Source organism: Corynebacterium sp. c3Ub_189 (assembly GCF_039907195.1).
In the GTDB taxonomy this organism is placed as follows: Bacteria; Actinomycetota; Actinomycetes; order Mycobacteriales; family Mycobacteriaceae; genus Corynebacterium.
Genome location: NZ_JASBOF010000001.1, coordinates 193152 through 216071, shown reverse-complemented (window position 1 = coordinate 216071; position 22920 = coordinate 193152). Strand labels below are relative to the sequence as shown.

Genomic DNA, 22920 nt, shown 5'->3' with positions numbered 1-22920 from the left:
TAGCAGTCTAGTCCTTAGCCTCAGGGGGTTTAGCTTCGGGGTGAAGCATCTTTTCTACATACTTGGCCAGCACATCCACCTCGAGGTTTACCTCTCCTCCCACCGGCAAGGCGCCGTGAATGGTATCGCGCAAAGTGGTGGGGATAAGGGATACTTCGAACCAGTCGGGGCCCACGGCGCTCACGGTCAGCGAGGTGCCGCTCACGGCAATAGAGCCTTTTTCCACGACGTACCGGGCAAGCTCGGATGGCAAGCTAAACCGCAGCACATCCCAATTCTCGGAGCTAGTTCGGCTCTGCAGCGTAGCGGTGCCGTCTACGTGGCCCTGCATGATGTGCCCGCCCAGCCGGGTGGTGGGAAGCAGTGCCGGTTCGACATTGACCGGATCTCCCTCGGCAAGGCGCCCCAGTGCGGTGCGGTCCAGGGACTCCTGCATCACATCCGCACAAAAAGTATCCGCAGACAGATCCGCCACGGTAAGGCATACGCCGTTAATGGCAATGGAATCACCCAGTGCGGCCTCCGCAACGGTACGCGGGGCACGAATGCTCAGGCGCAGCGCGTCTGCGTGCGGTTCCATTGCCTCCACGGTGCCCAACTCTTGTACTAGCCCAGTAAACACGTCCAACCTTTCTCGCTCACTGCTATGTCCAGCGTCTAGCGCACGTACTCAATAAGAACGTCATCACCCAGCGCCTTCATTCCCACCCGGCGGAAACGGGTGGCCTCTGCCAGCGTCTGAGTCACGGGGTGCGCGAGTACACCGCGGCCCTCGCCTAGCAAGAGTGGCGCAATATAGGCGGAGATGGCATCCACCAAGTCGGCCTTGAGGAAGCTACTGGCTAGGCCTGCGCCTCCTTCCACGAGGACGTCGCGGGCACCGGTGGCGTAGAGCTCGTAGAGAGCTTCTTCAATGCTGTCGTACTGCTCGTACCCCAACTCGCGCAGGTGGCTTGCTGCACCGCCCGCCGATGCCAAATCACGCTTGCCAATGACCACCCGGCGTGGCTGGTGCGCGCGCAAGCTGCCGTCGCTAAAGCGCGCGGTGAGCGAGGGATTATCAGCCAGCGCCGTGCCGGTGCCCACCACGATGGCATCGCGGTGCGCCCTATCGGCATGCACCCAGTCGCGCGCTTCCTCGCCCGTAATCCATTGGCTGGTTCCATCGGCCGCGGCCGTGAAACCGTCCAGCGTTTGCGCGAACTTCAAGGTGACGTGGGGCCGTTGGGTGCGCACGGCGAATAGCCATGGCACCAAAGCATCCTCGCCGTGCGGGGGCTTTTCTAGCTTGGCGACGTCCACTCCAGCCTCCGCCAACACTTCTGCTCCACCCGCAGCCTGCGGGGTGGGATCGGCGTGGAGGTAGTACACGCGAGCCACGCCGGCATCGATAAGCGCCTGCGCGCAGGGACCCGTGCGGCCGGTATGCGCGCAGGGTTCCAAGGTGACCACGGCCGTGGCCCCGCGTGCTTTACCTCCGGCCTCCTGCAACGCCATGACCTCGGCATGCGCGCCTCCCACGGGCTGGGTGGCACCGACGCCCACAATTTCCCCAGCTGGCGACACGATGACCGCGCCTACCGGTGGGTTAGGGCTCGTGGTTCCACGGACTTCAGCACCCGCGGCCATTGCGCGCAATAGCGCAGCGGAGAGAGTGCTGTCTTGTAGCTCCGCACCCATTAGGCACCAGCCGCCAGATCACGCAGCTGCGTCACGACGCCGGCGGGATCGTCCGAGTTGAATACAGCTGAGCCTGCCACGAAAGCGTCGCAACCCGCCTCCGCGGCTGCCTCGATGGTCTCGGGCGAAATGCCGCCATCGATCTCGATGACGGCATCAAGGCCCTGTTCATCAATCGCACGGCGCAGCTTACGGACCTTCTCCAACATCTCCGGCATGAACTTTTGCCCGCCGAAGCCGGGCTCCACAGACATCACGAGCACCTCATCGAAATGGTGCAGCTTGTCCAACCACGGCTCGATGGCGGTGCCTGGCTTGATGGAAAAGGCCGCGCGCACACCCAAATCGCGAATGCGCTTGGCCAAGTTCACTGCCGCCTGGTCATCGGCGACGGCCTCCACGTGGAAGATAATCGTATGCGCGCCCGCCTTGGCATAGGTCTCCACCCACTTTTCGGGTTCCTCAATCATGAGGTGGACATCTAGTGGCTTATCGGTGCTGCGATGGACCGTGGCCGTGATATCTGGGCCGAAAGACAGGTTGGGCACAAAGTGCCCATCCATAATGTCCACATGGACCCAGTCTGCGGTATCAATCGCCGCTAGTTCCTCGCCCAAGCGAGAAAAATCAGCGGCCAGGATGGAAGGGGAAATAATCGGTGCGGACATGCCCACCAGTCTATCGCGATTAGTCGGCTGCGCGGCGAAGGGCCGCAAAGAACATGGCGTCGGTACCGTGCCGATGCGGCCACATCTGCACGGATTTCTCATGGCCCACATCGCCCATATCAGGAATGAGAGCATGTGCGTCGAGTTCTTCCGCGCCAAGTTCGCGCACAGCGCGGTCAACGATGCCCCGGGTTTCGCGCAGATCTGGCGAACAGGTGGAATAGATGACCACGCCACCTGGACGCACCAGGTTTAATGCGGAAGACAAGAGCTCGAATTGCAGCTGGTTAAGCTCGGCAATATCGGCCTCCGACTTGCGCCACCGCGCCTCGGGGCGGCGACGGAGCGCGCCAAGGCCGGAACAGGGGGCATCGACAAGCACGCGGTCAAAGCCCTCTCCCACGCCGGGATTGCGGCCATCGGCCACATGGACGTCCACGGGTAGATCGCTGACCGTCTTTTCAATCAGCGCCGCTCGGTGCGGGGATACCTCCACCGCATCCACGTGCGCGGAGTCGATGCGGGCAAGCGCGCCCATCAAGGCCGCCTTACCGCCGGGACCGGCGCAGAGATCCAGCCACCGGCCGGTGTCCTCGCCCTCAAGGGGCGCCTCGCATACCGCGCGGGCAATCAGCTGCGAGCCCTCGTCCTGGACGGCCGCCAATCCCTGGCGCACAGGTTCCAATTGGCCGGGGTCACCGGATTCCATGTACACCGCATACGGGGAATAACGCCCCTCCGCATTGCCGGTCATCAGGGCCAATTCCTCGGCCGAGATTTCCCCGGGGCGCGCCACTAGATGCACCGAAGGTCGATCCGAATCCGCCGCCAGGGCAGCCTCCAACTCCCCTAGGCCCAACACGCGGCTAAACGATTCCGCAATCCAGGTGGGGTGGGCATGCTTAAAGGCGATGCCGGCGATCTCCCCCTGTGGAGCGAGCTTGTCCAGCCAGGCCTTGGCCGGCGTCCGCGTAATGGTGCGCATGATGCCATTAGCAAAGCCCTTGGCCTTGACTTCACCGGCGGCTTCTACCAAACGAACGGTGGTATCAACCGCCGCGTGTGGCTCCACGCGGGTATAAAGAACTTGATAGGTGCCTAGGCGCAAGGCATCAACCACAGCTGGGGAAATGGCCTCGAGGCCGCGCGAAGAGCACTCTGCGATGACGGCATCAACTACGCCAAGGGTGCGCAGCGTCCCGTAGGTGATTTCGGTGGCGAAGGCGGCATCGCGCCCCTTGAGCTTTTGCTTGCGCAGCGCCTTGGGCAAAATGAGGTTGGCAAAAGCATCATCCTCGCTTACCCTGCGCACCACGTCGAAGGCGACCGCACGCGGCGCATCCACGCCCGCAGCCAGCGCGGCCTGAATCAGGCCGCTTTCCTGGCGCTTGCCGGGACGCTGGCCCTTAGCAGCAGCCTGCCGGCCCCTGTGCTGCCCACCGCGGCTAACATGCTGCTGCCGTTGCGGGCGGCCACCGCGGCCCTTCGCACCAGCGGATTTGTGGGAGTCCTGCGGCTTACCCGCCGGCGACTTATCCCCGGACTTGCTGCGGGAACGGAAACCACCACTCATTGAAACTTCACCTCGGCATCCTTGCCTAGTCCACGGGCCCAATCGGCCGCATTCATCATCTTCTTTCCCGGAGGCTGGATTTTACCCAGCTGGACTGGCTGCGTACCGGTACCGATGAATACGGCATTCTTGGCAATGTGCAGCTGCCCTGGTTCTAGTTCCTGTGGAACCGCCGCCTCTTCTATGAGGCTGACCGGTCCAATCTTCACGCGGGCCTCGTCCCACATGGTCCATGCACCCGGACCAGGCGTATGTGCGCGAATGTGCCGATCGATGGCAAATGCCGGTTGGGTCCACTCCACGCGGGCCTGCGCGGTAGAGATTTTCGGCGCATAGGTAGCCTCACCCTGCTGCGGTTGTGCCTCCAGCTGCCCCGCCGCTAAGCCATCCATGGTGGCCACAAGCAGATCGCCACCGGAATAGGCAAGGCGCGTCAACAGGTCATCAGCAGTATCGGTGCCTTTAATCTCCTCCGTCACGGTGCCGAGCACCGGGCCGGTATCAAGGCCCTCTTCAATGCGGAAGGTTGATGCGCCGGTCACGTCATCGCCTGCGGCAATGGCCGCCTGCACTGGTGCCGCGCCGCGCCATGCCGGAAGCAAGGAAAAATGCAGGTTTACCCAGCCATGCTGTGGTAGTTCCAGCAGGTCCTTAGTTACCAGATTGCCGTAGGCCACCACCGGAATCGCCTCTGGTTGCAATTCCTTTAAGCGGGAGCGCAGCGCCTGACCATCCTCCGAGTCAAGGCGCAGGGTGGTTGGAGTCAATACTTCAATGCCGCGTTCCTGGGCGAGCGCCTTCACTGGGCTCGGGTGAAGAGTGCGGCCGCGGCCCTTCTTCGCGTCTGGGCGAGTGATTACCGCCACCACCTCGTGCGACGAGGCAAGCAGCTTTTCCAAGGCCACAACGGCTGGCTCAGGGGTACCGGCAAAAATAATCCGCATGCGGGGAAACTCTCCTCTTAATGTCGTTCAAAATACTAGGCTACAACGCCGCAACGCTGCCGCCACAGCGAGCGGGCTACGAGGCGTTAAACCACTCGGATTCACGGATGGCGCGCATGGCCTCCTTGCGCACTGGCGCCTCCAAGCGTTGTAGGAAGAGCACCCCATCGAGGTGGTCCGTCTCATGCTGGATGCACCGAGCCATCAGTCCTGAGGCCACCATGGACACAGGGCGCCCCTCAATATCCTGGCCAGTCACAAAAACCTGGTTGAACCTCGTGGTTTCCGCGCTAATTCCCGGAATGGATAGGCATCCTTCCGGGCCTGTTTGCTGCTGCTCTCCCACCGGAGTCCAGGCCGGGTTAACAATCGCCCCACGCAGCCCAGATTGGGTATGCGAGCAGTCATAGACGAAGATTCGCTTCAAAATCCCCACCTGATTAGCCGCTAGCCCTACTCCCCCAGCTTTGTCCATGGTCTCGAGCATATCGCTCGCCAGAGCACGCAGACCGGCATCAAATTTACTAATTTCCTCCGCGCGGCTACCCAAGACTGGGTCGCCGTAGATGCGCAGCTCTCGAAGGGACATGGCAATCACACCTTTCTCATAGCACCGAGACCAAGCCGGCCGGCGGTGGCGGCTTCCTCCGTCGAGATTAGCGCATGAGCGCCTATGGCCCCGATATGGCTAACCCACGTGGATAGGGTCAACCACAATGCGCAAAGGCAGGTCATCCTTTCGGGCGCTGCGCGCGGCGTTGGCGCTGCGCAAAGCCCGCCCCAATTGGGACCGCGGCCCCAGCGGGGTGCGCACGACCAACCGCTGCGGTGGGCCAAAGCGCTGGCTATCGTAGTCACCAGGCAGGCTCTGCCCCGGCGGAAGGGGAACTGGTCCTAATACCTCCGCGTGGTCGGGAAGATCCACAAGCTCGGCAAAGCCATCCAAGGATGCATCCGCACCGTCGATGGCAGCAAAATGCACCGCGGGCGGGAAGCGCACTTCGCGCCGGGCAGCAAGCTCTGCCGCGGCCGCGCCCACCATATCCCAACGCAGGAAATGCTGGACTACGGTAAGCGAGTCATCGGCCGCCAGGATTACTCGACCACCCTTGAAATGCGGCTGCACCAAGGTAGCCGCCTGCGCCCACTTCGCTAGGGTATCCTCCGTGGCGCGCAGGTCTTGCCGGTTGAGCAATGCCCCGGCATCCAAGAGCAACGCCGCGCCATAGGCTCCATCGTTTACTCTCGGTTCCGCACCAGGGGTGGCAATGACCAGCGCCGGCGCATTGTCCACCGCATCGAGCACCTTGTTTCCGCCCGAGACCACCACCCGCGTATTGGGAAAGGCCCGGCCCATTTCTTCCGCAGTGCGCTCCGAGCCCAACACGATGGCCCGCAGGCGCGGAGACCCGCATTCGGTGCACCGATGCCGCGCCTCAATGCGACCGCACCAGCGGCAGGTAGGCATTCCCGCTTCGTCCGAGCCTGCGCTTGCCGACGCCCCCTTGGGCGGCAGCCCCAATGGCCCATTGCAATGCCGGCAGCGAGCCGGCGCTCGGCACTGGCCACAGGCCAAAATGGGCGCATACCCCTTGCGCGGGACCTGCACCAACACGGGCTCTCCTCTATCCAGCGCCTGGTGGGCGGCTTGGAAGGCCTGCGCCTGTACTTTTGTGGTGCCGCCCTGGAGGTCGCGGGCGATAGACAGACCGAACGACCCCACCGCCTCGATAGCCGGGCAACGCGCCGATATGGTCTGCTCTTTGGCCACCACGTCGTGCGCCCATCCGGATTCCACGAGCAGTTGTGTCTCTGCTGTCCGCGAATGGTTGGCCAAAACCATGCTGCAGCCTTCGAAGGCTGAGCGGGTGGTAAGTACTTCCCTCGCGTGGACATAGGGCTTGAGGTTGTCAACCAAATTATCATTGCCATCATCGAGGATCACCGCCAGTTGCAGGTCTTTGACTGGGGCAAAAGCGGCGGACCTGGTGCCAATGACCACGCGGGCTTGGCCCACTAGAGCGGAGAGATAGCGGCGATAGCGCGCCTGCGGGCCCATGCTATTAGTCAGCACCGTAATCTGCTTTGCCCCAAGGACCTGGCGAAGCGCGGCGTCTAAAGCATCAACGCCCTTCTGGTCCGGGGCGACGAGGAGAACCCCTCCTCCCCCAAGCGCCACTTTGGCAGCGAGTGCAGCCAGCGCATGTGCCCAATCATCGCCCGGGGCGATTTGCCAGGCGGCACGGGCGAGCTTGCCGGCCAGAATCGAATCGACGAAAGCCTCGCCATGTTGATAGGCCGACCATCCTGATAGGTCGGGCTCGGTCGTGGTGCCGAGCTCCTCCCACGGGGTTTCTAGGTCGGATTCTTCCGCTTTGGCGTGCCGCGGCGGGATGGCGGAGCGGATAATGTCTGAGCGTACCCCGCCGTAGCGGTCAGCGAGGGCGTCGACAAGCCGGGCCAGCTGCGGCGGATAAACCTGGAAGGGTGAGATGATGCGCTCGATAAAGCGCAGGTTGCCGCCAAAATCAGAATCATGCCGGCGTTCTATGACAATCGCGTCCACCAAGCGCCCGTTGAAGCGGATGCGCACCTTAATCCCCGGTTGGACTTCTTCCGAGTCTGCCTCTTCAACGAGGTAATCAAATCCTCGGTCCAGGTGCGCAACCCCTAAAAGAGGCAACACCCGCGCAACCGGCTTCCGGGTGGCGGGTGTTTTCTTAGGCATAGGCCTCGATTCTACAGACCAGCGGCAGCACGCAATGCTTCCACTCGGTTCAACTGCTCCCACGGCAGCTCAACGTCGGTGCGGCCAAAGTGTCCGTAGGCCGCAGTTTGCGCATAGATGGGACGCAACAGGTCGAGCTCGCGAATGATAGCGGCCGGGCGCAGGTCAAATACCTGATTCACCGCAGCCTGGATATTCGCATCGCTCAGCCCTTCCTTGGCGGTACCAAAGGTCTCCACATACAAGCCGACCGGCTTGGCGCGGCCGATGGCATAAGCCACCTGGACTTCAGCGCGATCTGCCAAGCCCGCCGCGACGATATTCTTAGCCACCCAGCGCATGGCATAAGCAGCGGAACGGTCCACCTTGCTTGGGTCCTTGCCGGAGAAGGCGCCGCCGCCGTGGCGAGCCATGCCGCCGTAGGTATCGACGATGATCTTGCGGCCGGTAAGACCGGCATCGCCCATCGGTCCGCCAAGAATGAAGGAACCGGAAGGGTTGACCAACAAGGTCGTCTCTTCGGTGTAGTACTTGTCCAAGCCGGCGTCCTTGATAACCCATTCAAGGACCTCACTGCGCAAGGGACCTTCCAACCAAGCGCTATCGACCTCGGCATCGTGCTGCGTGGAAATGACCACGGTATCCAGGTGGGACGGCTCATTGTCGTCGGTGTAAGCAAAAGTCACCTGGGTCTTGCCATCCGGGCGGAGGTGATCGACGATGCCTTCCTTACGTACCTGCGTCAGGCGGCGGGACAGGCGATGCGCCAAAGCGATAGGCAGTGGCATGTACTCTGCGGTCTCATTGGAAGCATAGCCGAACATCAGGCCCTGGTCGCCTGCGCCAGCGGTATCGTTTTCGGCATCATAGTCCTCGTCGTGGGCGCGGGCTTCAGTGGAGTTATCTACGCCCGCGCCAATTTCCTGGGACTGCTCGCCGATGGCGATATTCACACCGCAAGTATTGCCATCAAAGCCGACTTCTGAAGAAGTAAAGCCGATGGATTTAAGGGTGTCACGCACCAGCGCCGGGATTTCTACGTATGCCTCGGTGCGAACCTCGCCCACCACGTGGACTTGGCCGGTGGTTACCAACGTCTCAACGGCCACGCGGGATGCTGGATCCTTTTCTAGCAGGGCATCAAGGATGGCGTCAGAAATGGCGTCACAAATCTTATCGGGATGGCCTTCCGTAACGGACTCGCTGGTAAAAAGACGAGTTGCCACTGCAGCGTTATCAGTCACAAAAACTTCCTTATGTTCTCACTGTTGATTCGATGCTGTGGGTTTTCTACGCCCAAGCCTAATACCTCGCAAGCCTAGACCAAGCGGTCTATAAAAGCAATTTTAGTTGTCTACCCTTGAAACATTTCATTCACGGCCGAAAGAATCTGAGCGGCGACAACCTGCTTCGAGCCATGCTCCACGCGTTGCGGCGCGGAATCCGGGCGCAAGATCCACCCCTCGCTGGACTTTTGACCAAAAGTCTTTCCACGCCCAACCTCATTGGCCATGAGCACATCGCAGCCTTTACGCGCAAACTTTTCCTGGGCGTAGTCCAAGGCGGACTTCTGAGCATCACCGGTTTCGGCGGCGAACCCCACAATTACGCACTCGGCAGGGATTTCCGAGCGCTCGCGCGCAGCGACGAGCCCTTTGAGCACATCCGGGTTTTCCACCAGATGGAGCGTCGAGAGTGCATCGTCTGCCTGTCCCTTCTTCATCTTTGATTCGGCGACCACCGCCGGACGGAAGTCAGAGACTGCAGCGGCCATGATCACCACGTTCGCATCGCGGGACTCCTCGCGCATGGCGTCCTCCAACTCACGGGTGGAGACAATGTGCCGGAGCTTCGCACCGCTTGGCACAGGAAGCTGGGCGGTATTACCCGCAACGAGGGTGACCTTGGCCCCCATCTGGGCGGCCCATTCCGCGAGCGCGAATCCCTGCCTGCCGGAAGAGCGATTACCCAAGTATCGGACCGGATCCAGCTCTTCCTGGGTACCGCCGGCCGATATGACGACTTTCTTGCCCTGCCAGGTGTGCTGCACTCGATAGCCTGCCAGTTCAGTACGGATAATCTCGGCGATTTGTTCCGGCTCCGGCAAACGACCTGGGCCAGAATCCTTGCCGGTAAGGCGTCCGTGGGCGGGCTCGATGACGGTAATACCGCGGCGTCGCAAAGTAGCCACGTTGTCCTGCGTAGCGGGGTTATGCCACATCTCAGTGTGCATGGCCGGGGCCACAATAACCGGGCACGTTGCGACCAATACGGTGGCCGTGAGCAAATCGTCTGCTCGGCCTGCAGCCAAGCGCGCGATAAGATCCGCGGTGGCGGGCGCAATGACCACTGCATCCGCATGCTGTCCTACGTTGACGTGCTGCACCTCATCCACGGCCTGAAACACACTCGTGGCGACGGGATGGCCGGACAGTGCCTCAAACGTGGCCGCGCCCACGAAGTTCAGTGCACTTTCCGTGGGGACAACGCGGACATCATCGCCCCCTTCTTTGAGGTTGCGCACGAGGTGGCACGCCTTGAAGGCAGCGATGCCGCCAGCGACGCCCAGAACAATATTGCGAGAGGTATCTTTATCAGTCACACCGCCCGATGGTACCTGCCGACGTAGAGAAAGGCTCCACCCGCCGCGACCAAGAGGTGCACCCTAATTCGGGGATGCACATCCGTGGCGGCGCGTGGAGCCTTAAAGCTATTACACGCTTAGTGCTAGCTACTTGCCTTCCTCGTGGTCAAGCAGGCCAGCATCAATCTCGCGCAATGCGATGGACAAAGGCTTTTCGCCTGGCTCTGGGGTAACCAGCGGGCCTACGAACTCGAAGACACCTTCATCCTGCTCTTGGTAGTAGCTATTGATCTGGCGTGCGCGCTTAGCGGCAAAGATGACCAAAGCGTACTTAGAGGAAACCTTGTCCAAAAGCTCATCGATCGGGGGATCAGTAATGCCGATCGGATCATCAAATACTGGTTCCGCCTTTGCGGCTTCAGTGTTAGAAGGGGTGGTCACGTTAGTCACATGCACCTTTACATTGATTGAAGATGGTCAAAAAGGAGGTCTATGCCCGCAGGATATCACTAATGGCAGATACTGCCTCGTCCAGATCCTCGTTCACAACGACGTGATCGAACTCGTCCTGTGCGGCTAGTTCCTCATGCGCAGTTTGCAACCTACGGTCAATGACGTCTTGCGGCTCGGTACCGCGGCCGGTAAGCCGCTCCACAAGTACCTCCCATGACGGGGGTGCCAAAAAGACCAGGTCTGCCTCCGGCAGCGCTTTCTTAACACTCCGAGCACCCGCGAGGTCAACCTCAACGAGTACCGGCCGGCCAGCGGCCAAAGCTTCCTCTACCGGCTGGGCAGGCGTTCCAGAGCGCTGCAACCCGCCGTGGATATCAGCCCATTCGAGCATCTCCCCGGCATCGATTCGCTGCTGAAAGATTTCTGGGGTGACGAAGAAGTAGTCGACACCGTCCTGCTCCCCGGGGCGGGGCTGGCGCGTGGTCATAGACACGCTGAAATACAGCCCCTCGACGTCACTGCGCAGACGCGAAACTACGGTGGATTTTCCCACTGCGGAAGGCCCCGCCAATACGACGAGGCGCCCGCGTGTAGTTGCGTCAGCCATGGTTGTGACTATTCGCCGTAGCCGAAACGCTCGAGGAGAGCACGACGCTGACGCTCACCTAGGCCGCGCAGACGACGGGTCTGAGCAATCTCCAGGTCCTCCATGATTTCCTTAGCCTTGACCTTGCCAACCTTCGGCAGAGCCTCGAGGAGTGCAGAAACCTTGGTCTTGCCGATGATCTCATCAGTCTCGGCCTTTTCGAGCACGTCCTTCAGGTCGGTCTCGCCGCGCTTGAGCGCAGCCTTGAGCTCGGCGCGAGCCTTGCGGGCCTCAGCGGCCTTTGCGAGAGCTTCCTTGCGCTGCTCATCAGTCAACTTTGGAAGGGCCACGGGTTTCCTCCGATTCATTAGATTGATTCTGTTACGTCTAGTACTTGGTACCAGATTACGGTTGCCTAACGCAGTTAATACACCGCGGAAAGTTATTAATAACCTTCGAGCAAACCGACTTCTGGTAATCCTAGCACTGCTCATTGAACGGTGACGATTAGCGGGTCCAAAAGCACGCCTATTTTAGCACGTCACCGCACATACCTTAAACAAAGTACCAGGTAAACGGCGCGGCTGTTAATCAGCCACGCCGCCCCTTTTAGTCCCGGAACTCCGCTGCCACCTGAGCAACTGCTTTGCGCAGGTCAGCGACGTCCGGACCCTGCTCCAGCACTGCTCGGGACACATTGGCAAATCCCAGCGATGGATGAGCAGAAACAATGCCGTGCACCTGCTCTGGGCCAGCGCCCTGGGCGCCAACACCGGGCAGAAGCACCGGACCATTGAGTGCATCGAGGCGCGGCGGATTGTCCAACGTAGCGCCGACGACTACGCCGACATCGCCAGGCTTGTCGGCCTTGTGTGCCTCGACATTGAACGCGGCGCATTCATCAACGACACCCTGAGCGATAGTGCTCTCCTCGCCCACCGGGACCGACTGAATGGCACGTGCCTCCGGGTTGGAGGTAGCCGCCAGGACGAATACACCGCGGCCGGTTTCTTCGGCCTTGGTGAAAACCGGCCCCAGTGCGCCAACGCCTAGATAGGGTGACACGGTCACAGAGTCTGCGCGCAGCGGCGAGCTTTCGCCGAGCCACGCATCTGCATAGCCGGCCATGGTGGAACCAATATCGCCGCGCTTGGCATCGGCGACAGTCAGGCACCCCGCTTCCCGCAGGGAAGCTAGGACTTCTTCGAGGACCGCAAAGCCCTGAGAGCCAAAGCGCTCAAAGAAAGCGACCTGTGGCTTTACCAAGGCGGCGGTATCGCTAAAGGCTTCAACGCAGCGCATGCTAAAGGTCCGCAGACCTTCAGCGGTGGGCTCCAGCCCCCATTTCTCCAAGAGATATGGATGCGGGTCGATGCCAACGCACAGGCGCCCACGTTCCTGCCCGGCTTCTTCTAGCCGCTCGCCAAATCCTTTAGTGCTGTGGGCCATGCTCAAGCTCCTGGAGTGCGCGTACCTGCAGGTTGCCAATGCGCATAGCTTCGATGCCTTGGACGGCCGCGGTTACACCCTGCACGGTGGTCACCAGCGGGATCTCCATGTGCACGGCGGCGGCGCGGATATCGTAGCCATCGTGGCGGGCACCCGCGGAGCCGGCAGGAGTATTGAGAATCCAGTCAATCTCGCCATTGAAAATCTTATCCACGATGGACTCTTCGCCATCCTTGGCCTCAGAGACCTTGGCGGCAACCTCACACTCGATACCGTTGCGGCGCAGCATCTGCGCGGTGCCGGCGGTAGCGACGATGTTGTAGCCCATGTTGGCCAGGCGCTGAATGGGGAAGATCAGGGTGCGCTTGTCGCGGTTGGCAACAGAAACGAAGACGGTGCCCTCCGTGGGCGGTACGGCAAAGGCCGCGATTTCGCCCTTGGCATAGGCCGCACCAAAGTTGGTAGCCAAGCCCATGACCTCACCGGTGGACTTCATCTCTGGCGAGAGCAGCGTATCGAGAAGGCTGCCATCAGGGCGGCGGAAGCGGTTGAACGGCAAGACTGCTTCCTTGACGGCAATCGGGTGTTCCAGCGGCAAAGAGCCACCGTCGTATTCGGAAGGAATCATACCTTCGGCACGCAGATCCGCGATGCTCGAGCCCATCATGACGCGAGAAGCTGCCTTAGCCAGCGGTACGCCAGTGGCCTTGGATACGAACGGCACGGTACGGGAAGCACGTGGGTTCGCCTCGATGACATAGAGGATGTCGTCCTTCAAGGCGAATTGGACATTCATCAGGCCCTTGACGCCAATGCCCTCGGCGAGCAATCGGGTGGACGTGCGGACCTTTTCAATGTCCTCGGGTCCAAGTGTCATCGGAGGCAGCGCACAGGAGGAGTCACCGGAGTGGATACCGGCCTCCTCGATGTGCTCCATGACGCCACCCAAGTAGACCTCGGTGCCGTCGCACAGCGCATCAACATCAATCTCGATAGCGGAATCCAAGAAGCGGTCCACCAGAACCGGGTGGTCCGGAGACAGCTCTGTGGCACGTTCGATGTAGTCTTCCAACGCCTTTTCGTCGTAGACGATTTCCATACCGCGGCCGCCCAGCACGTAGGACGGACGAACCAGTACCGGGTAGCCGATGGAGGAAGCAACCTCGCGGGCCTCCGCGAAGGAGGTGGCGGTGCCGTATTCCGGTGCTGCCAATTCTGCCTCATCGAGGACCTTGCCAAATTCGCCGCGGTCCTCGGCGGAGTCGATAGCTGCGGGGCTGGTGCCCACAACCGGAACGCCTGCCTCCTCTAGGCGGGCAGCGAGGCCCAGTGGTGTCTGTCCACCCAGCTGGACGATCACACCGGCAACGTCACCGGAAGCGGCCTCCGCGTGGTAGACCTCCATGACATCCTCGAAGGTCAGCGGCTCGAAGTAGAGGCGGTCTGCGGTGTCATAGTCGGTGGAGACGGTCTCCGGGTTGCAGTTGACCATGACGGTCTCGTAGCCCTGATCCGAAAGTTCCAGGGCCGCGTGAACGCAGGAGTAGTCAAACTCGATACCTTGACCAATGCGGTTAGGGCCGGAGCCCAAAATGATGACCTTGCCCTTGGAGCCTTCCGGTGCCGGGCGAACCTCGGTCTCGGCATCCGGGTCAAGCTCATAGGAGCTGTAGTGGTACGGGGTCTGTGCTTCGAACTCGCCAGCACAGGTATCTACCGTCTTGTACACGGGGCGGATGCCCATGCGCCAGCGCAGGCTGCGGACGCCATCCTCGCCGTTGAATTCGGGGCGAAGGGCGGCAATTTGGGCGTCGGAAAGCCCAAAGACCTTGGCCTCGCGCAGCAGCTCCTCGGTGAGCACTGGGGCGTCGATAAGCTCCTGGCGGAAGGCCACCAACGTGGCCAGCTCAGCGATGAACCATGGGTCTACGCCGGAAGCCTCATGGACCTCGTCTACAGAAGCGCCAAGACGAAGGGCTAGCTCGATGTCGTACATGCGGCCCTCGGTTGGGCGCTCCAGATCCTTGAGCACGGCCTGCAGGTCAGTGGCACGCTCGCCCGCGAAGTACTCATCCGGCTTGGTCCAGAAGCCATTCGGCTTGTTTTCCAAAGAACGCATGACCTTGTTCAGGCCCGCGATGTAGTTGCGGCCGATGCCCATGGCCTCGCCCACAGACTTCATGGTGGTAGTCAAGGTGTCATCGGCACCCGGGAACTTCTCAAAAGCAAAGCGTGGGGCCTTGACAATGACGTAGTCCAGGGTCGGCTCGAAAGCTGCCTTGGTCTCGCCGGTGATGTCGTTTTGCACCTCGTCCAAGGTGTAGCCAATGGCGAGCTTGGCAGCCAGCTTGGCAATCGGGAAACCGGTGGCCTTGGAGGCGAGCGCGGAGGAACGGGAAACGCGCGGGTTCATCTCGATGACGATGATGCGGCCGTCGTCCGGGTTGACCGCGAACTGGATATTGCAGCCGCCGGTATCGACGCCGACCTCGCGGATGATGGCAATGCCCAAGTCACGCATCTTCTGGAACTCACGGTCAGTAAGCGTCAGCGCCGGGGCGACGGTGACGGAATCGCCGGTGTGCACGCCTAGGGCGTCGACGTTTTCTATGGAGGCAACGACCACGACGTTGTCATCGCCATCGCGCATGAGCTCGAGCTCGTATTCCTTCCAGCCCAGGATGGATTCCTCAATGAGCACGTTGGCCTCAGGGGATGCGGCCAAGCCGCCGCCGGCGATGCGATCCAGGTCCTCATTATTAAAGGCCAGACCGGAGCCCAGGCCGCCCATGGTGAAGGAAGGGCGGACAACAACGGGCAGGCCAAGCTTGTCGACGGTCTCGTGGACCTCATCCATGTTGTGGCACACAGCGGAGCGGGCGGACTCACCGCCGATGGAGGCGACGATGTCCTTGAACTTCTGGCGGTCCTCGCCGCGCTCGATGGCGTCAATATCTGCGCCGATGAGCTCTATGCCGTACTTGTCCAAAATTCCTTGGCGGTCGAGCTGAACTGCGGCATTTAGCGCGGTCTGGCCGCCCAGGGTAGCCAGCACGGCGTCGATGGGGTGTCCCTCTTCGCGTTCCTTGACCAGAATCTTTTCGATGTATTCCGGCTCAATGGGCTCCACGTAGGTGTGGTCCGCAAACTCAGGGTCGGTCATGATGGTGGCCGGGTTGGAGTTGACCAGCGTTACGCGCAGGCCCTCCTCCTTGAGCACGCGGCAGGCCTGGGTACCGGAGTAGTCAAACTCGCAAGCCTGGCCGATGACGATCGGGCCGGAGCCGATGACCAGGACGTGGTTGATGTCGTTGCGCTTTGGCATAGTTATTCTTCCTTTTCCTGGTGGTCTACTTATTTGGGGTGTGGTTAGCCATCAGTTCTTCAAACTGATCAAATAGCGGGTTGGCATCGTGCGGGCCCGCCGCGGATTCTGGGTGGTACTGCACGGAGTAGGCCATGCCGTTGCGCAATGCCACGCCCTCGACGGTGTCGTCGTTGAGGCAGATGTGGGTGACCTGGGCGGGGCCGAAGTCGGTGGCGAACTCGGCGTCCTTGCTGTCTAGGTCGTAGCCTTCCGGTGCCTTCAGCGCGAAGCCGTGGTTCTGAGAGGTGATATCAATCTTGCCGGTCACGTTATTGCGCACCGGCACGTTGATGCCACGGTGGCCGAACTTCATCTTGTAGGTGTCCAGGCCAAGCGCGCGGCCCAGGAGCTGGTTGCCAAAGCAGATGCCAAAGAACGGGATCTTGGCTTCGAGCACCTGCTTGATGATGCCCACCATTTCGTCGGCGGTAGCCGGGTCGCCCGGGCCGTTGGAGACGAAGACGCCGTCCGGGTTATAGGACTTCACCTTGTCAAAGGAGGTATTTGCGGGCACGACGATGGTTTCGATACCGCGCTGGGAGAAGTGGCGCGGGGTTGCGCTCTTCACACCCATGTCGAAGGCAACGACGGTGTACTTCTTCTCCCCTACGGCCTCAACCGTGTACGGCTCGTCGGTAGATACTTCTGCGGCAAGATCAGCGCCTTCCATAGAGTCCTGGGACTTAACTTCCTTGAGCAACTCTTCTACTGGGCGCTTTGCATCTTCGCCGGAGAACAGGCCGGCGGCAATGGAGCCGTAGTTGCGCAGGTGGCGCACCAAGGTGCGGGTATCGATGCCGCGGATGCCAATGACACCCTGCTTTTCCATCTCCTCGCTCAGGCTGCGCTCCGCGCGCCAGTTGGATACGCGCTGCGCGAGGTCGCGGATGACGAGGCCCGCAACCCAGATGTGGTTGCCGTGGGACTCATTGTCCTCGTCGTTCCAACCGGTATTGCCAATGTGCGGCGCTGCGGAAACCACAATCTGGCGGTGGTAAGACGGGTCCGTCATGGTCTCCTGGTAGCCGGTCATCGCCGTGGTGAATACGGCCTCGCCCAAGGTGGTGCCGGTGGCGCCAAAGCCATAACCGCGGAAGGTGCGCCCGTCCGCGAGAACGAGGATTGCTGGGGTTCTATCAGTCACGTCGTGGCCTTTCTCTGCCATATAGGTGGTCTCAGTGTGCAAGGTTAGTCTTCTTCGGAGGCTGCCAAGTCAAAAGTAACGGCACCTCGCAAAATGGTGTGGGTAACGCGGGCACCAAATTCTTCGCCAGCGTACGGGTTGTTTTCGGACTTGGAGGCCAGCTTGGCGGAATCAGAAACCCAATGGTGGTCTGGGTCCACAATGGTCAAGTTGGCAGGCTCGCCTTCTGCGATGGGACGGCCATGGCCCGGCAGGCGGGTAATTTCTGCGGGGCGTTCGGACATGACGCGAGCGACAAAGCGCCAATCAGCCAGGCCGGACTCGACGAAGATCTTGGCGATGACGGCCAAGGAAGATTCCAGGCCCAACATGCCAGGGCGGGCATTTTCAAACTCCACGCACTTGTCTTCGGAGCCGTGCGGGGCGTGGTCGGTGGCAACGCAATCGATGGTGCCGTTAAGCAGCGCCTCGCGCAGGGCCTTGGTATCGCGCTGTTCGCGCAGCGGCGGGTTGACGCGGAAGAGGCCATCGTAGGTGCGCAGCTTGTCATCGGTCATCAACAGGTGGTGCGGGGTTACCTCGGCGGTGAGAGGAATATCCTGCTCCTTTGCCCACTTCAGCAGCTCCACGGTGCCCTGGGTCGAGGCGTGGCAGATGTGCACGCGGTTGCCGTAGTCGCGCGCCAATAGGGCGTCGCGGGCCACGATGGATTCTTCCGCCACGCGCGGCCACCCGCGCAGGCCGAGCTTGGCCGCGGTCTCGCCTTCATGGGCGGAAGCACCGGCGGTCATGCGGTCATCCTCGGCGTGCTGAGCCAGCAGCACGTCCATGCCCTTGGCGTATTCCAAGGCGCGACGCATCAGCTGCGGATCTTGGACGCACTTGCCGTCATCGGAGAACATGCGGACCTTGGCGTCCGAGCGCGCCATCATGCCGAACTCAGTGAGGGTCTTGCCTTCCAGGCCCTTGGTAATGGAGCCCACCGGGTGGACATCGCACAGCGCCAGTGCTTGGGACTTGGCCCATACGGACTCAGCGATGATTGGCTGGTCGGTCACCGGGTTGGTATTAGCCATGGTGAACACGGCGGTGAAACCGCCCTTGGCGGCAGCCTTGGAGCCGGTCTCGATGGTCTCGGTGTCCTCGCGGCCGGGCTCGCGCAGGTGCACGTGCATATCTACCAGGCCTGGCAAGAGCACGTTGCCCTGGCCGTCGATGACCTGTGCATCCTCGGCTTCTGCCGTGGCGCCAATCGTAGCGATGATGCCGTCCTTGACCACGACATCGGTGGGCTCGCCTTCGCCGTACAGGCGCACATTCTTAATCACCAGTGGGGTTTCCGCCGGCGCGGAAAGGCGACCGGTTTCCGGGTAAGTAGTCATTGTCTCTCCCTAAAGTTGAGTGTGGGTCGCGGGTTTAAATGCCGGCGTTTTCGCCATTGGTCAGCAGGGTAAACAGCACCGCCATGCGGGCGTGTACACCGTTGTGCACCTGCTGCAGGACCGCAGTCTTGTCCAAATCTGCGACGCCGTAGTTAATCTCCATGCCGCGCAGCATCGGGCCTGGGTGCATGACGATGGCGTCCTTATGCATGGCCGCCGCGCGATCCTTAGACAGGCCAAAGAGGTTGGCATACTCGCGGTGGGAGGGGAAGAAGCCGCCGTTCATGCGCTCCTGCTGCACGCGCAGCATCATGACGACGTCGGCGTCTGCGATTTCCGCATCAAAGTCATAGGACACGCGCACTGGCCAATTCTCTACCCCAAAGGGCATGAGGGTGGCTGGGCCCACGAGGGTTACCTCAGCACCAAGAGTGGTGAGCAAATCTACGTTGGAGCGTACGACGCGCGAGTGCAGGCAATCGCCCACAATCTTGACCTTCAGGCCGGCAAAGCCTTCGTCGCTATGCAGTCCCAGGCGCTGACGCACCGTGACGGCGTCGAGAAGCGCCTGCGTTGGGTGCTGGTGCGCGCCGTCGCCCGCGTTAATCACTGAAGGACCCTTGCCATTAGGGGCAACCCACTGGGCTAGCTGCTGGGGCGCACCAGAGGAAGGGTGGCGCATGATGATCGCATCGGCGCCGATGGCGGCCAAGGTAAGGCCCGTATCCTTCAGGGACTCGCCCTTCTTTACCGAGGAGGTGGAGGCAGACAGGTTAATGACGTCCGCGGACATCCACTTGCCGGCCGTTTCAAAGGAAGAGCGGGTGCGGGTGGAGTTTTCATAAAAGAGGGTATAGATAGTCCGCCCCCGCAGGGTCGGCAGCTTCTTTACTTCGCGGCCTTCTAGGGCCTCCCGGAAGCGATCCGCTTCATCCATCAGACCGATAATTTCGCTTCGGTCCAGCTCTGCCATATCGATGAGGTGCTTCATGGTTATGCCTCCCCCGTTTCGGAGCCAGCTCCGTCAGTTGTTGCGGCGGCTCGGGTCAATACGACCGCATCCCGGCCGTCAATCTCGCTGTTGTATACGGTGACGTCTTCTTCTCGCGCGGTGGGCAGATTCTTACCCACATAGTCGGCGCGGATAGGAACCTCGCGGTGGCCGCGATCTACCAAGACGGCCAGCTGAATAATGTCCGGACGGCCCACGTCACTCAACGCGTCCAAGGCGGCGCGGATTGTGCGGCCGGAATACAGCACATCGTCGACCAAGATGACGATGGCATTATCGATGCCACCGGTGGGAATCGTCGTCGGTTGGAGTGCGCGATGCGGCTTATTCAAAAGGTCATCGCGGTAGAGAGTGATATCGAGAGAGCCCCATGGGACTGCGACCCCGGAAAATTCTTCAATCTTGTGCGCTAGGCGCTGTGCAAGTGGCACGCCACCAGAGGGAATGCCAAGCAGAATGACCCGCGGTGCGTCCGCGGAATCGAGCGCCGTTTTTTCAATGATCTGGTGCGCGATGCGTGCAACGGTACGCGAAACATCATCGGAGCTTAAAAGCTCTAGCTGCTTCGCGGTAGCGTCAGTTCCACTCATCGTGACCTCCTTCCCCGCCTCACGGTGCGGTCTTTAAAGGATGCCGGTTGATGGTCTCAAAAATGTCTATGCTCTTAGACACAGAATACTCTAGCACCTTCCCCACCATTTGGGTGAGGGCGAAAAGAAGGAGGCGTATCAGTCAGTGAGTTTTTCCGCCGAACACATAGTCCCCGCCCCGCGCGAGCAGGTCTGGCAATGGCATACCCGCCAAGGCGCTTTAACCCGTCTGAACGCGCCCTTTGCCTTCATGAAACCCATCCAGCAAGCAGAGAATCTGGGCGATGGCACCTCCATCCTGGGCCTTCCGGGCGGCCTGCGCTGGACTGCTCAGCATAAACTTTCCCAGTATCGCGAGGGCTATGAGTTCACCGATGTGTGCGTGAACTCGCCCATTCGCAAATTTGCCACATGGCAGCACCACCACACCTTTGCGGATCACCCGGACGGCACGCTCGTTCGCGATGAAGTCACTACCCGCATCCCTTCGGCGGCGCTGGAATCGGTCTTTGCTTATCGGCAGCACCAGCTCATTGAGGATTTTTCCTTTCTCCGGCGGCTTGCCGACGCCTCCTTAAACACCGAACCACTAACCATCGCCGTAACCGGCTCCCGCGGCAGCGTGGGTGCAGCGCTCAGCGCACAGCTGCGCACCGCCGGGCACACGGTGATCCAGCTCGTGCGCGGCACGGCTTCCAAGGGCCAGCGCACCTGGCGCCCGGAGCAGCCCGATCCCGACCTCCTACGCGGCGTCGACGTCCTCGTCCACCTGGCGGGCGAGCCCATCTTCGGCCGCTTTAATGACGAGCACAAGGCCGCCATCCGCGATTCCCGCGTTGGCCCCACCGAGCGCCTAGCCCGTCTAGCGGGCACCACGGATTCCGTCGACACCATGGTCTGCGCCTCTGCCGTGGGCTACTACGGATCCGACCGCGGCGATGAGGTCCTCACCGAAGACTCCGCACCTGGCGAGGGCTTCCTGGCAGACGTGGTGGTCGACTGGGAGCGCGCCTGCGAACCCGCCCGCGCCGCGGGCACTCGCGTAGTCAATATTCGTACCGGCATCGCCATGTCGGGCGGTTCCGGCCTCCTGCCGCTGCTGCGTGCCCTCTTCTCCACCGGCCTAGGCGGCCCCTTCGGCGACGGTGAGTTCTGGTTCAGCTGGGTCGCCCTCGATGACCTGACAGATGCCTACTTCCGCGCCATCGTGGACGATTCGCTAGAAGGCCCCGTCAATGCGGCCTCGCCTAACCCGGTACTCAACAAGGACTTCGTCAAAGCCCTTGGTGCCGAGCTACATCGCCCAGCCCTGCTCCCCGTTCCACCCTTCGGTCCCGCAATCTTGCTGGGCAAGGAAGGCGCCCAAGAGTTGGCCTTGGCGCAACAACGCGTAAGCCCCACCGTTCTTCAAAACACCGGGCATACGTTCCGGTACCCCACGATCGATACTGCTCTCGCCCACGAACTTGGCGGCGAGCACCTATGGCAGTCCCAGTAGCTAGATAAGAACTTAGGTAAACTAGCAAAGGTTGACCTTTATCCCCGATTAGTACATGGATTGAGACTACTTAAGTGTCTGAAGAACCAACCCTGTATCCCGATACGCCGGTAGAGCCCGTAACTCTCGAGCGCATCGGCGAGATCTTTGCATCTGAGAACCTGGAATACCGCCTCGAAGAACAGCCAGTAAGCGAGGAAGAAACCGTGCAGATCCTGCGCACGGGTTTCTCCAACGTCGCCATCGCCATGCAGGTGCGCGATGATGTGCTCGTGGCGGATTCCGTCTGGCGCGGCAATGTGCCTTCTTCTGAGGGCCCAAGCCTGTTGACGGCGCTCAACCAGTGGAACCAGCAGCACTTCGCGCCGACCCTGCGCTTCTTTGAGTCCGCCGAGAATAACCTCGCCGTCTCCGGCGTGCGCGAGATCAACATTGCCCACGGTTTGTCCCGCAATCAGATCGGCGCCTTCGTGATGTCCACGCTGGATTCTATGCTGCAGTCCTTCGCCTTCGTGGAAGAACACTACCCACAGCTCGTGACTTGGGAGGAGCACAACCATGACTAATGCCTCTACCGAAAACAATCTGCCGGAGATCACCCTGGACCGCGTTGTCGAGGCCATGCGCACCTTCGACATCGAATTGACCAAGATGGACAGCGATATTGAGGCAGCTACCGCCAACCTCAACGGCCTGCCCACTATGTTCGCCGTTCTCGACTCCGTAGTTATTGTCCGTTGCGATGTGCCTACCGACGCCGCCTATTCCAAAGCCGACGCCGGCCTCTTCCTCGCGGCTAACCAGATCAACTCCGTAGCCTTCGGCGCCCGCGCAGTTATCTCGGAGCACGATGACATGCTCGTGGTGCGCACCGAGCGCGATATCCCTGCCGCCGCCGGCATGACCGACGAGCAGCTGCAGGCTGCCCTGAAGACCGCCGTAGATGGCGTCATTCGCGGCCAGGATGCCATGGTTTCTGCCGCCGAAGAGATGGCCAAGCTTGGCTCCGAGACCGCAGCCAAGGCTGGTTCTGACGATGCCGCCGCAGGCGACGCTGCGCAGAGCTAAGCCGCTCTAGTCTCCACTGCTCTCCCCTCTCCTTCCGCCTTAACAACGGCGCAAGGATGACGGGGAGAGTTCTTTTTCCTCTTGGCCGTTCTGGGCACATGGAGACACGAAAATGGGCGTCGATTGGCTCTGTCTTGGCCATGAAAATACCGCCCGCCACAGCTCTTCACCATCGAGCTGGGCGGGCGGTTTAA

General features: G+C 61.1%; 21 protein-coding genes. 3 read left to right on the top strand and 18 right to left on the bottom strand.

Annotated elements, in window-relative coordinates; all coding sequences use genetic code 11:
- Positions 1-7: 7 nt before the first annotated feature.
- The 18 genes from QKD99_RS01050 to pyrR all read right to left on the bottom strand — a co-directional run bounded on the left by QKD99_RS01050 (position 8) and on the right by pyrR (position 20160).
- Complete coding sequence (locus tag QKD99_RS01050) at positions 8-622, bottom strand: riboflavin synthase (RefSeq protein ID WP_284766521.1); 615 nt, start codon at positions 620-622, stop codon at positions 8-10.
- A 35-nt stretch (positions 623-657) separates the two neighbouring features.
- Complete coding sequence (ribD, locus tag QKD99_RS01045) at positions 658-1680, bottom strand: bifunctional diaminohydroxyphosphoribosylaminopyrimidine deaminase/5-amino-6-(5-phosphoribosylamino)uracil reductase RibD (RefSeq protein WP_347950480.1); 1023 nt, start codon at positions 1678-1680, stop codon at positions 658-660.
- Positions 1680-2348 carry a ribulose-phosphate 3-epimerase gene (gene rpe, locus QKD99_RS01040; protein ID WP_347950479.1) on the bottom strand — a complete coding sequence of 223 codons (669 nt, stop codon included), beginning with the start codon at positions 2346-2348 and terminating at the stop codon, positions 1680-1682. Before rpe ends, ribD begins: the two co-directional genes overlap by 1 nt.
- Positions 2349-2367: 19 nt before the next feature.
- A complete protein-coding gene (locus QKD99_RS01035; protein ID WP_347950478.1) occupies positions 2368-3921 on the bottom strand; it encodes a transcription antitermination factor NusB in 1554 nt (517 codons plus the stop codon).
- Positions 3918-4865 carry a methionyl-tRNA formyltransferase gene (fmt, locus tag QKD99_RS01030; protein ID WP_347950477.1) on the bottom strand — a complete coding sequence of 316 codons (948 nt, stop codon included), beginning with the start codon at positions 4863-4865 and terminating at the stop codon, positions 3918-3920. Before fmt ends, QKD99_RS01035 begins: the two co-directional genes overlap by 4 nt.
- A 76-nt stretch (positions 4866-4941) precedes the next feature.
- Positions 4942-5454, bottom strand: a complete 513-nt coding sequence (gene def, locus QKD99_RS01025) for a peptide deformylase (RefSeq protein ID WP_347950476.1) — start codon at positions 5452-5454, stop codon at positions 4942-4944.
- 99 nt (positions 5455-5553) lie between these two features.
- The gene (locus QKD99_RS01020) at positions 5554-7593 is read right to left on the bottom strand and encodes a primosomal protein N' (RefSeq protein ID WP_347950475.1); all 2040 of its coding nucleotides are present in this window, start codon (positions 7591-7593) and stop codon (positions 5554-5556) included.
- 11 nt (positions 7594-7604) lie between these two features.
- Positions 7605-8837 carry a methionine adenosyltransferase gene (gene metK / locus QKD99_RS01015; RefSeq protein WP_239277672.1) on the bottom strand — a complete coding sequence of 411 codons (1233 nt, stop codon included), beginning with the start codon at positions 8835-8837 and terminating at the stop codon, positions 7605-7607.
- A gap of 110 nt (positions 8838-8947) precedes the next feature.
- Positions 8948-10195 (bottom strand): bifunctional phosphopantothenoylcysteine decarboxylase/phosphopantothenate--cysteine ligase CoaBC, encoded by a 1248-nt coding sequence (coaBC, locus tag QKD99_RS01010; RefSeq protein WP_294164651.1) that lies wholly within the window; start codon positions 10193-10195, stop codon positions 8948-8950.
- Between the two features lie 129 nt (positions 10196-10324).
- Positions 10325-10627 carry a DNA-directed RNA polymerase subunit omega gene (gene rpoZ / locus QKD99_RS01005; RefSeq protein WP_005324891.1) on the bottom strand — a complete coding sequence of 101 codons (303 nt, stop codon included), beginning with the start codon at positions 10625-10627 and terminating at the stop codon, positions 10325-10327.
- Positions 10628-10667: 40 nt separating this feature from the next.
- Entirely contained in the window at positions 10668-11237 is a 570-nt protein-coding gene (gmk, locus tag QKD99_RS01000) for a guanylate kinase (RefSeq protein WP_347950474.1), read from the bottom strand.
- An 8-nt stretch (positions 11238-11245) separates the two neighbouring features.
- Complete coding sequence (gene mihF / locus QKD99_RS00995) at positions 11246-11566, bottom strand: integration host factor, actinobacterial type (protein ID WP_005328460.1); 321 nt, start codon at positions 11564-11566, stop codon at positions 11246-11248.
- Between the two features lie 259 nt (positions 11567-11825).
- The gene (gene pyrF / locus QKD99_RS00990) at positions 11826-12665 is read right to left on the bottom strand and encodes an orotidine-5'-phosphate decarboxylase (protein WP_347950473.1); all 840 of its coding nucleotides are present in this window, start codon (positions 12663-12665) and stop codon (positions 11826-11828) included.
- Positions 12649-15990, bottom strand: coding sequence for a carbamoyl-phosphate synthase large subunit (gene carB / locus QKD99_RS00985; protein ID WP_347950472.1), 3342 nt, complete (start codon positions 15988-15990; stop codon positions 12649-12651). Before carB ends, pyrF begins: the two co-directional genes overlap by 17 nt.
- A 25-nt stretch (positions 15991-16015) precedes the next feature.
- Complete coding sequence (carA, locus tag QKD99_RS00980) at positions 16016-17197, bottom strand: glutamine-hydrolyzing carbamoyl-phosphate synthase small subunit (protein ID WP_284867900.1); 1182 nt, start codon at positions 17195-17197, stop codon at positions 16016-16018.
- Between the two features lie 23 nt (positions 17198-17220).
- On the bottom strand, positions 17221-18558 hold the full coding sequence (locus QKD99_RS00975) for a dihydroorotase (RefSeq protein WP_347950471.1): 1338 nt from the start codon (positions 18556-18558) through the stop codon (positions 17221-17223).
- A gap of 34 nt (positions 18559-18592) precedes the next feature.
- The gene (locus QKD99_RS00970) at positions 18593-19549 is read right to left on the bottom strand and encodes an aspartate carbamoyltransferase catalytic subunit (protein ID WP_284814700.1); all 957 of its coding nucleotides are present in this window, start codon (positions 19547-19549) and stop codon (positions 18593-18595) included.
- A 2-nt stretch (positions 19550-19551) separates the two neighbouring features.
- Complete coding sequence (gene pyrR / locus QKD99_RS00965) at positions 19552-20160, bottom strand: bifunctional pyr operon transcriptional regulator/uracil phosphoribosyltransferase PyrR (RefSeq protein WP_239277663.1); 609 nt, start codon at positions 20158-20160, stop codon at positions 19552-19554.
- Between the two features lie 145 nt (positions 20161-20305).
- Here pyrR and QKD99_RS00960 point away from each other — a divergent pair, with 145 nt between their 5' ends.
- From QKD99_RS00960 to QKD99_RS00950, 3 genes are all read left to right on the top strand, one after another.
- The gene (locus QKD99_RS00960) at positions 20306-21658 is read left to right on the top strand and encodes a TIGR01777 family oxidoreductase (protein WP_347950470.1); all 1353 of its coding nucleotides are present in this window, start codon (positions 20306-20308) and stop codon (positions 21656-21658) included.
- Between the two features lie 74 nt (positions 21659-21732).
- Complete coding sequence (locus QKD99_RS00955) at positions 21733-22224, top strand: YbjN domain-containing protein (RefSeq protein WP_297846708.1); 492 nt, start codon at positions 21733-21735, stop codon at positions 22222-22224.
- The gene (locus tag QKD99_RS00950) at positions 22217-22726 is read left to right on the top strand and encodes a YbjN domain-containing protein (RefSeq protein ID WP_284814681.1); all 510 of its coding nucleotides are present in this window, start codon (positions 22217-22219) and stop codon (positions 22724-22726) included. The genes QKD99_RS00955 and QKD99_RS00950 overlap by 8 nt, the downstream gene beginning before the upstream one ends.
- The last annotated feature ends 194 nt before the right edge of the window (positions 22727-22920 follow it).

Coding starts and splice junctions, on each gene's coding strand:
- carA (WP_284867900.1), bottom strand. CDS start 17,197: ATGGCAGAGAAAGGCCACGACGTGACTGATAGAACCCCAGCAATCCTC.
- QKD99_RS00975 (WP_347950471.1), bottom strand. CDS start 18,558: ATGACTACTTACCCGGAAACCGGTCGCCTTTCCGCGCCGGCGGAAACC.
- carB (WP_347950472.1), bottom strand. CDS start 15,990: ATGCCAAAGCGCAACGACATCAACCACGTCCTGGTCATCGGCTCCGGC.
- def (WP_347950476.1), bottom strand. CDS start 5,454: ATGTCCCTTCGAGAGCTGCGCATCTACGGCGACCCAGTCTTGGGTAGC.
- rpe (WP_347950479.1), bottom strand. CDS start 2,348: ATGTCCGCACCGATTATTTCCCCTTCCATCCTGGCCGCTGATTTTTCT.
- ribD (WP_347950480.1), bottom strand. CDS start 1,680: ATGGGTGCGGAGCTACAAGACAGCACTCTCTCCGCTGCGCTATTGCGC.
- QKD99_RS00950 (WP_284814681.1), top strand. CDS start 22,217: ATGACTAATGCCTCTACCGAAAACAATCTGCCGGAGATCACCCTGGAC.
- QKD99_RS00970 (WP_284814700.1), bottom strand. CDS start 19,549: ATGAAGCACCTCATCGATATGGCAGAGCTGGACCGAAGCGAAATTATC.
- gmk (WP_347950474.1), bottom strand. CDS start 11,237: ATGGCTGACGCAACTACACGCGGGCGCCTCGTCGTATTGGCGGGGCCT.
- pyrR (WP_239277663.1), bottom strand. CDS start 20,160: ATGAGTGGAACTGACGCTACCGCGAAGCAGCTAGAGCTTTTAAGCTCC.
- fmt (WP_347950477.1), bottom strand. CDS start 4,865: ATGCGGATTATTTTTGCCGGTACCCCTGAGCCAGCCGTTGTGGCCTTG.
- QKD99_RS01020 (WP_347950475.1), bottom strand. CDS start 7,593: ATGCCTAAGAAAACACCCGCCACCCGGAAGCCGGTTGCGCGGGTGTTG.
- pyrF (WP_347950473.1), bottom strand. CDS start 12,665: ATGGCCCACAGCACTAAAGGATTTGGCGAGCGGCTAGAAGAAGCCGGG.
- QKD99_RS01035 (WP_347950478.1), bottom strand. CDS start 3,921: ATGAGTGGTGGTTTCCGTTCCCGCAGCAAGTCCGGGGATAAGTCGCCG.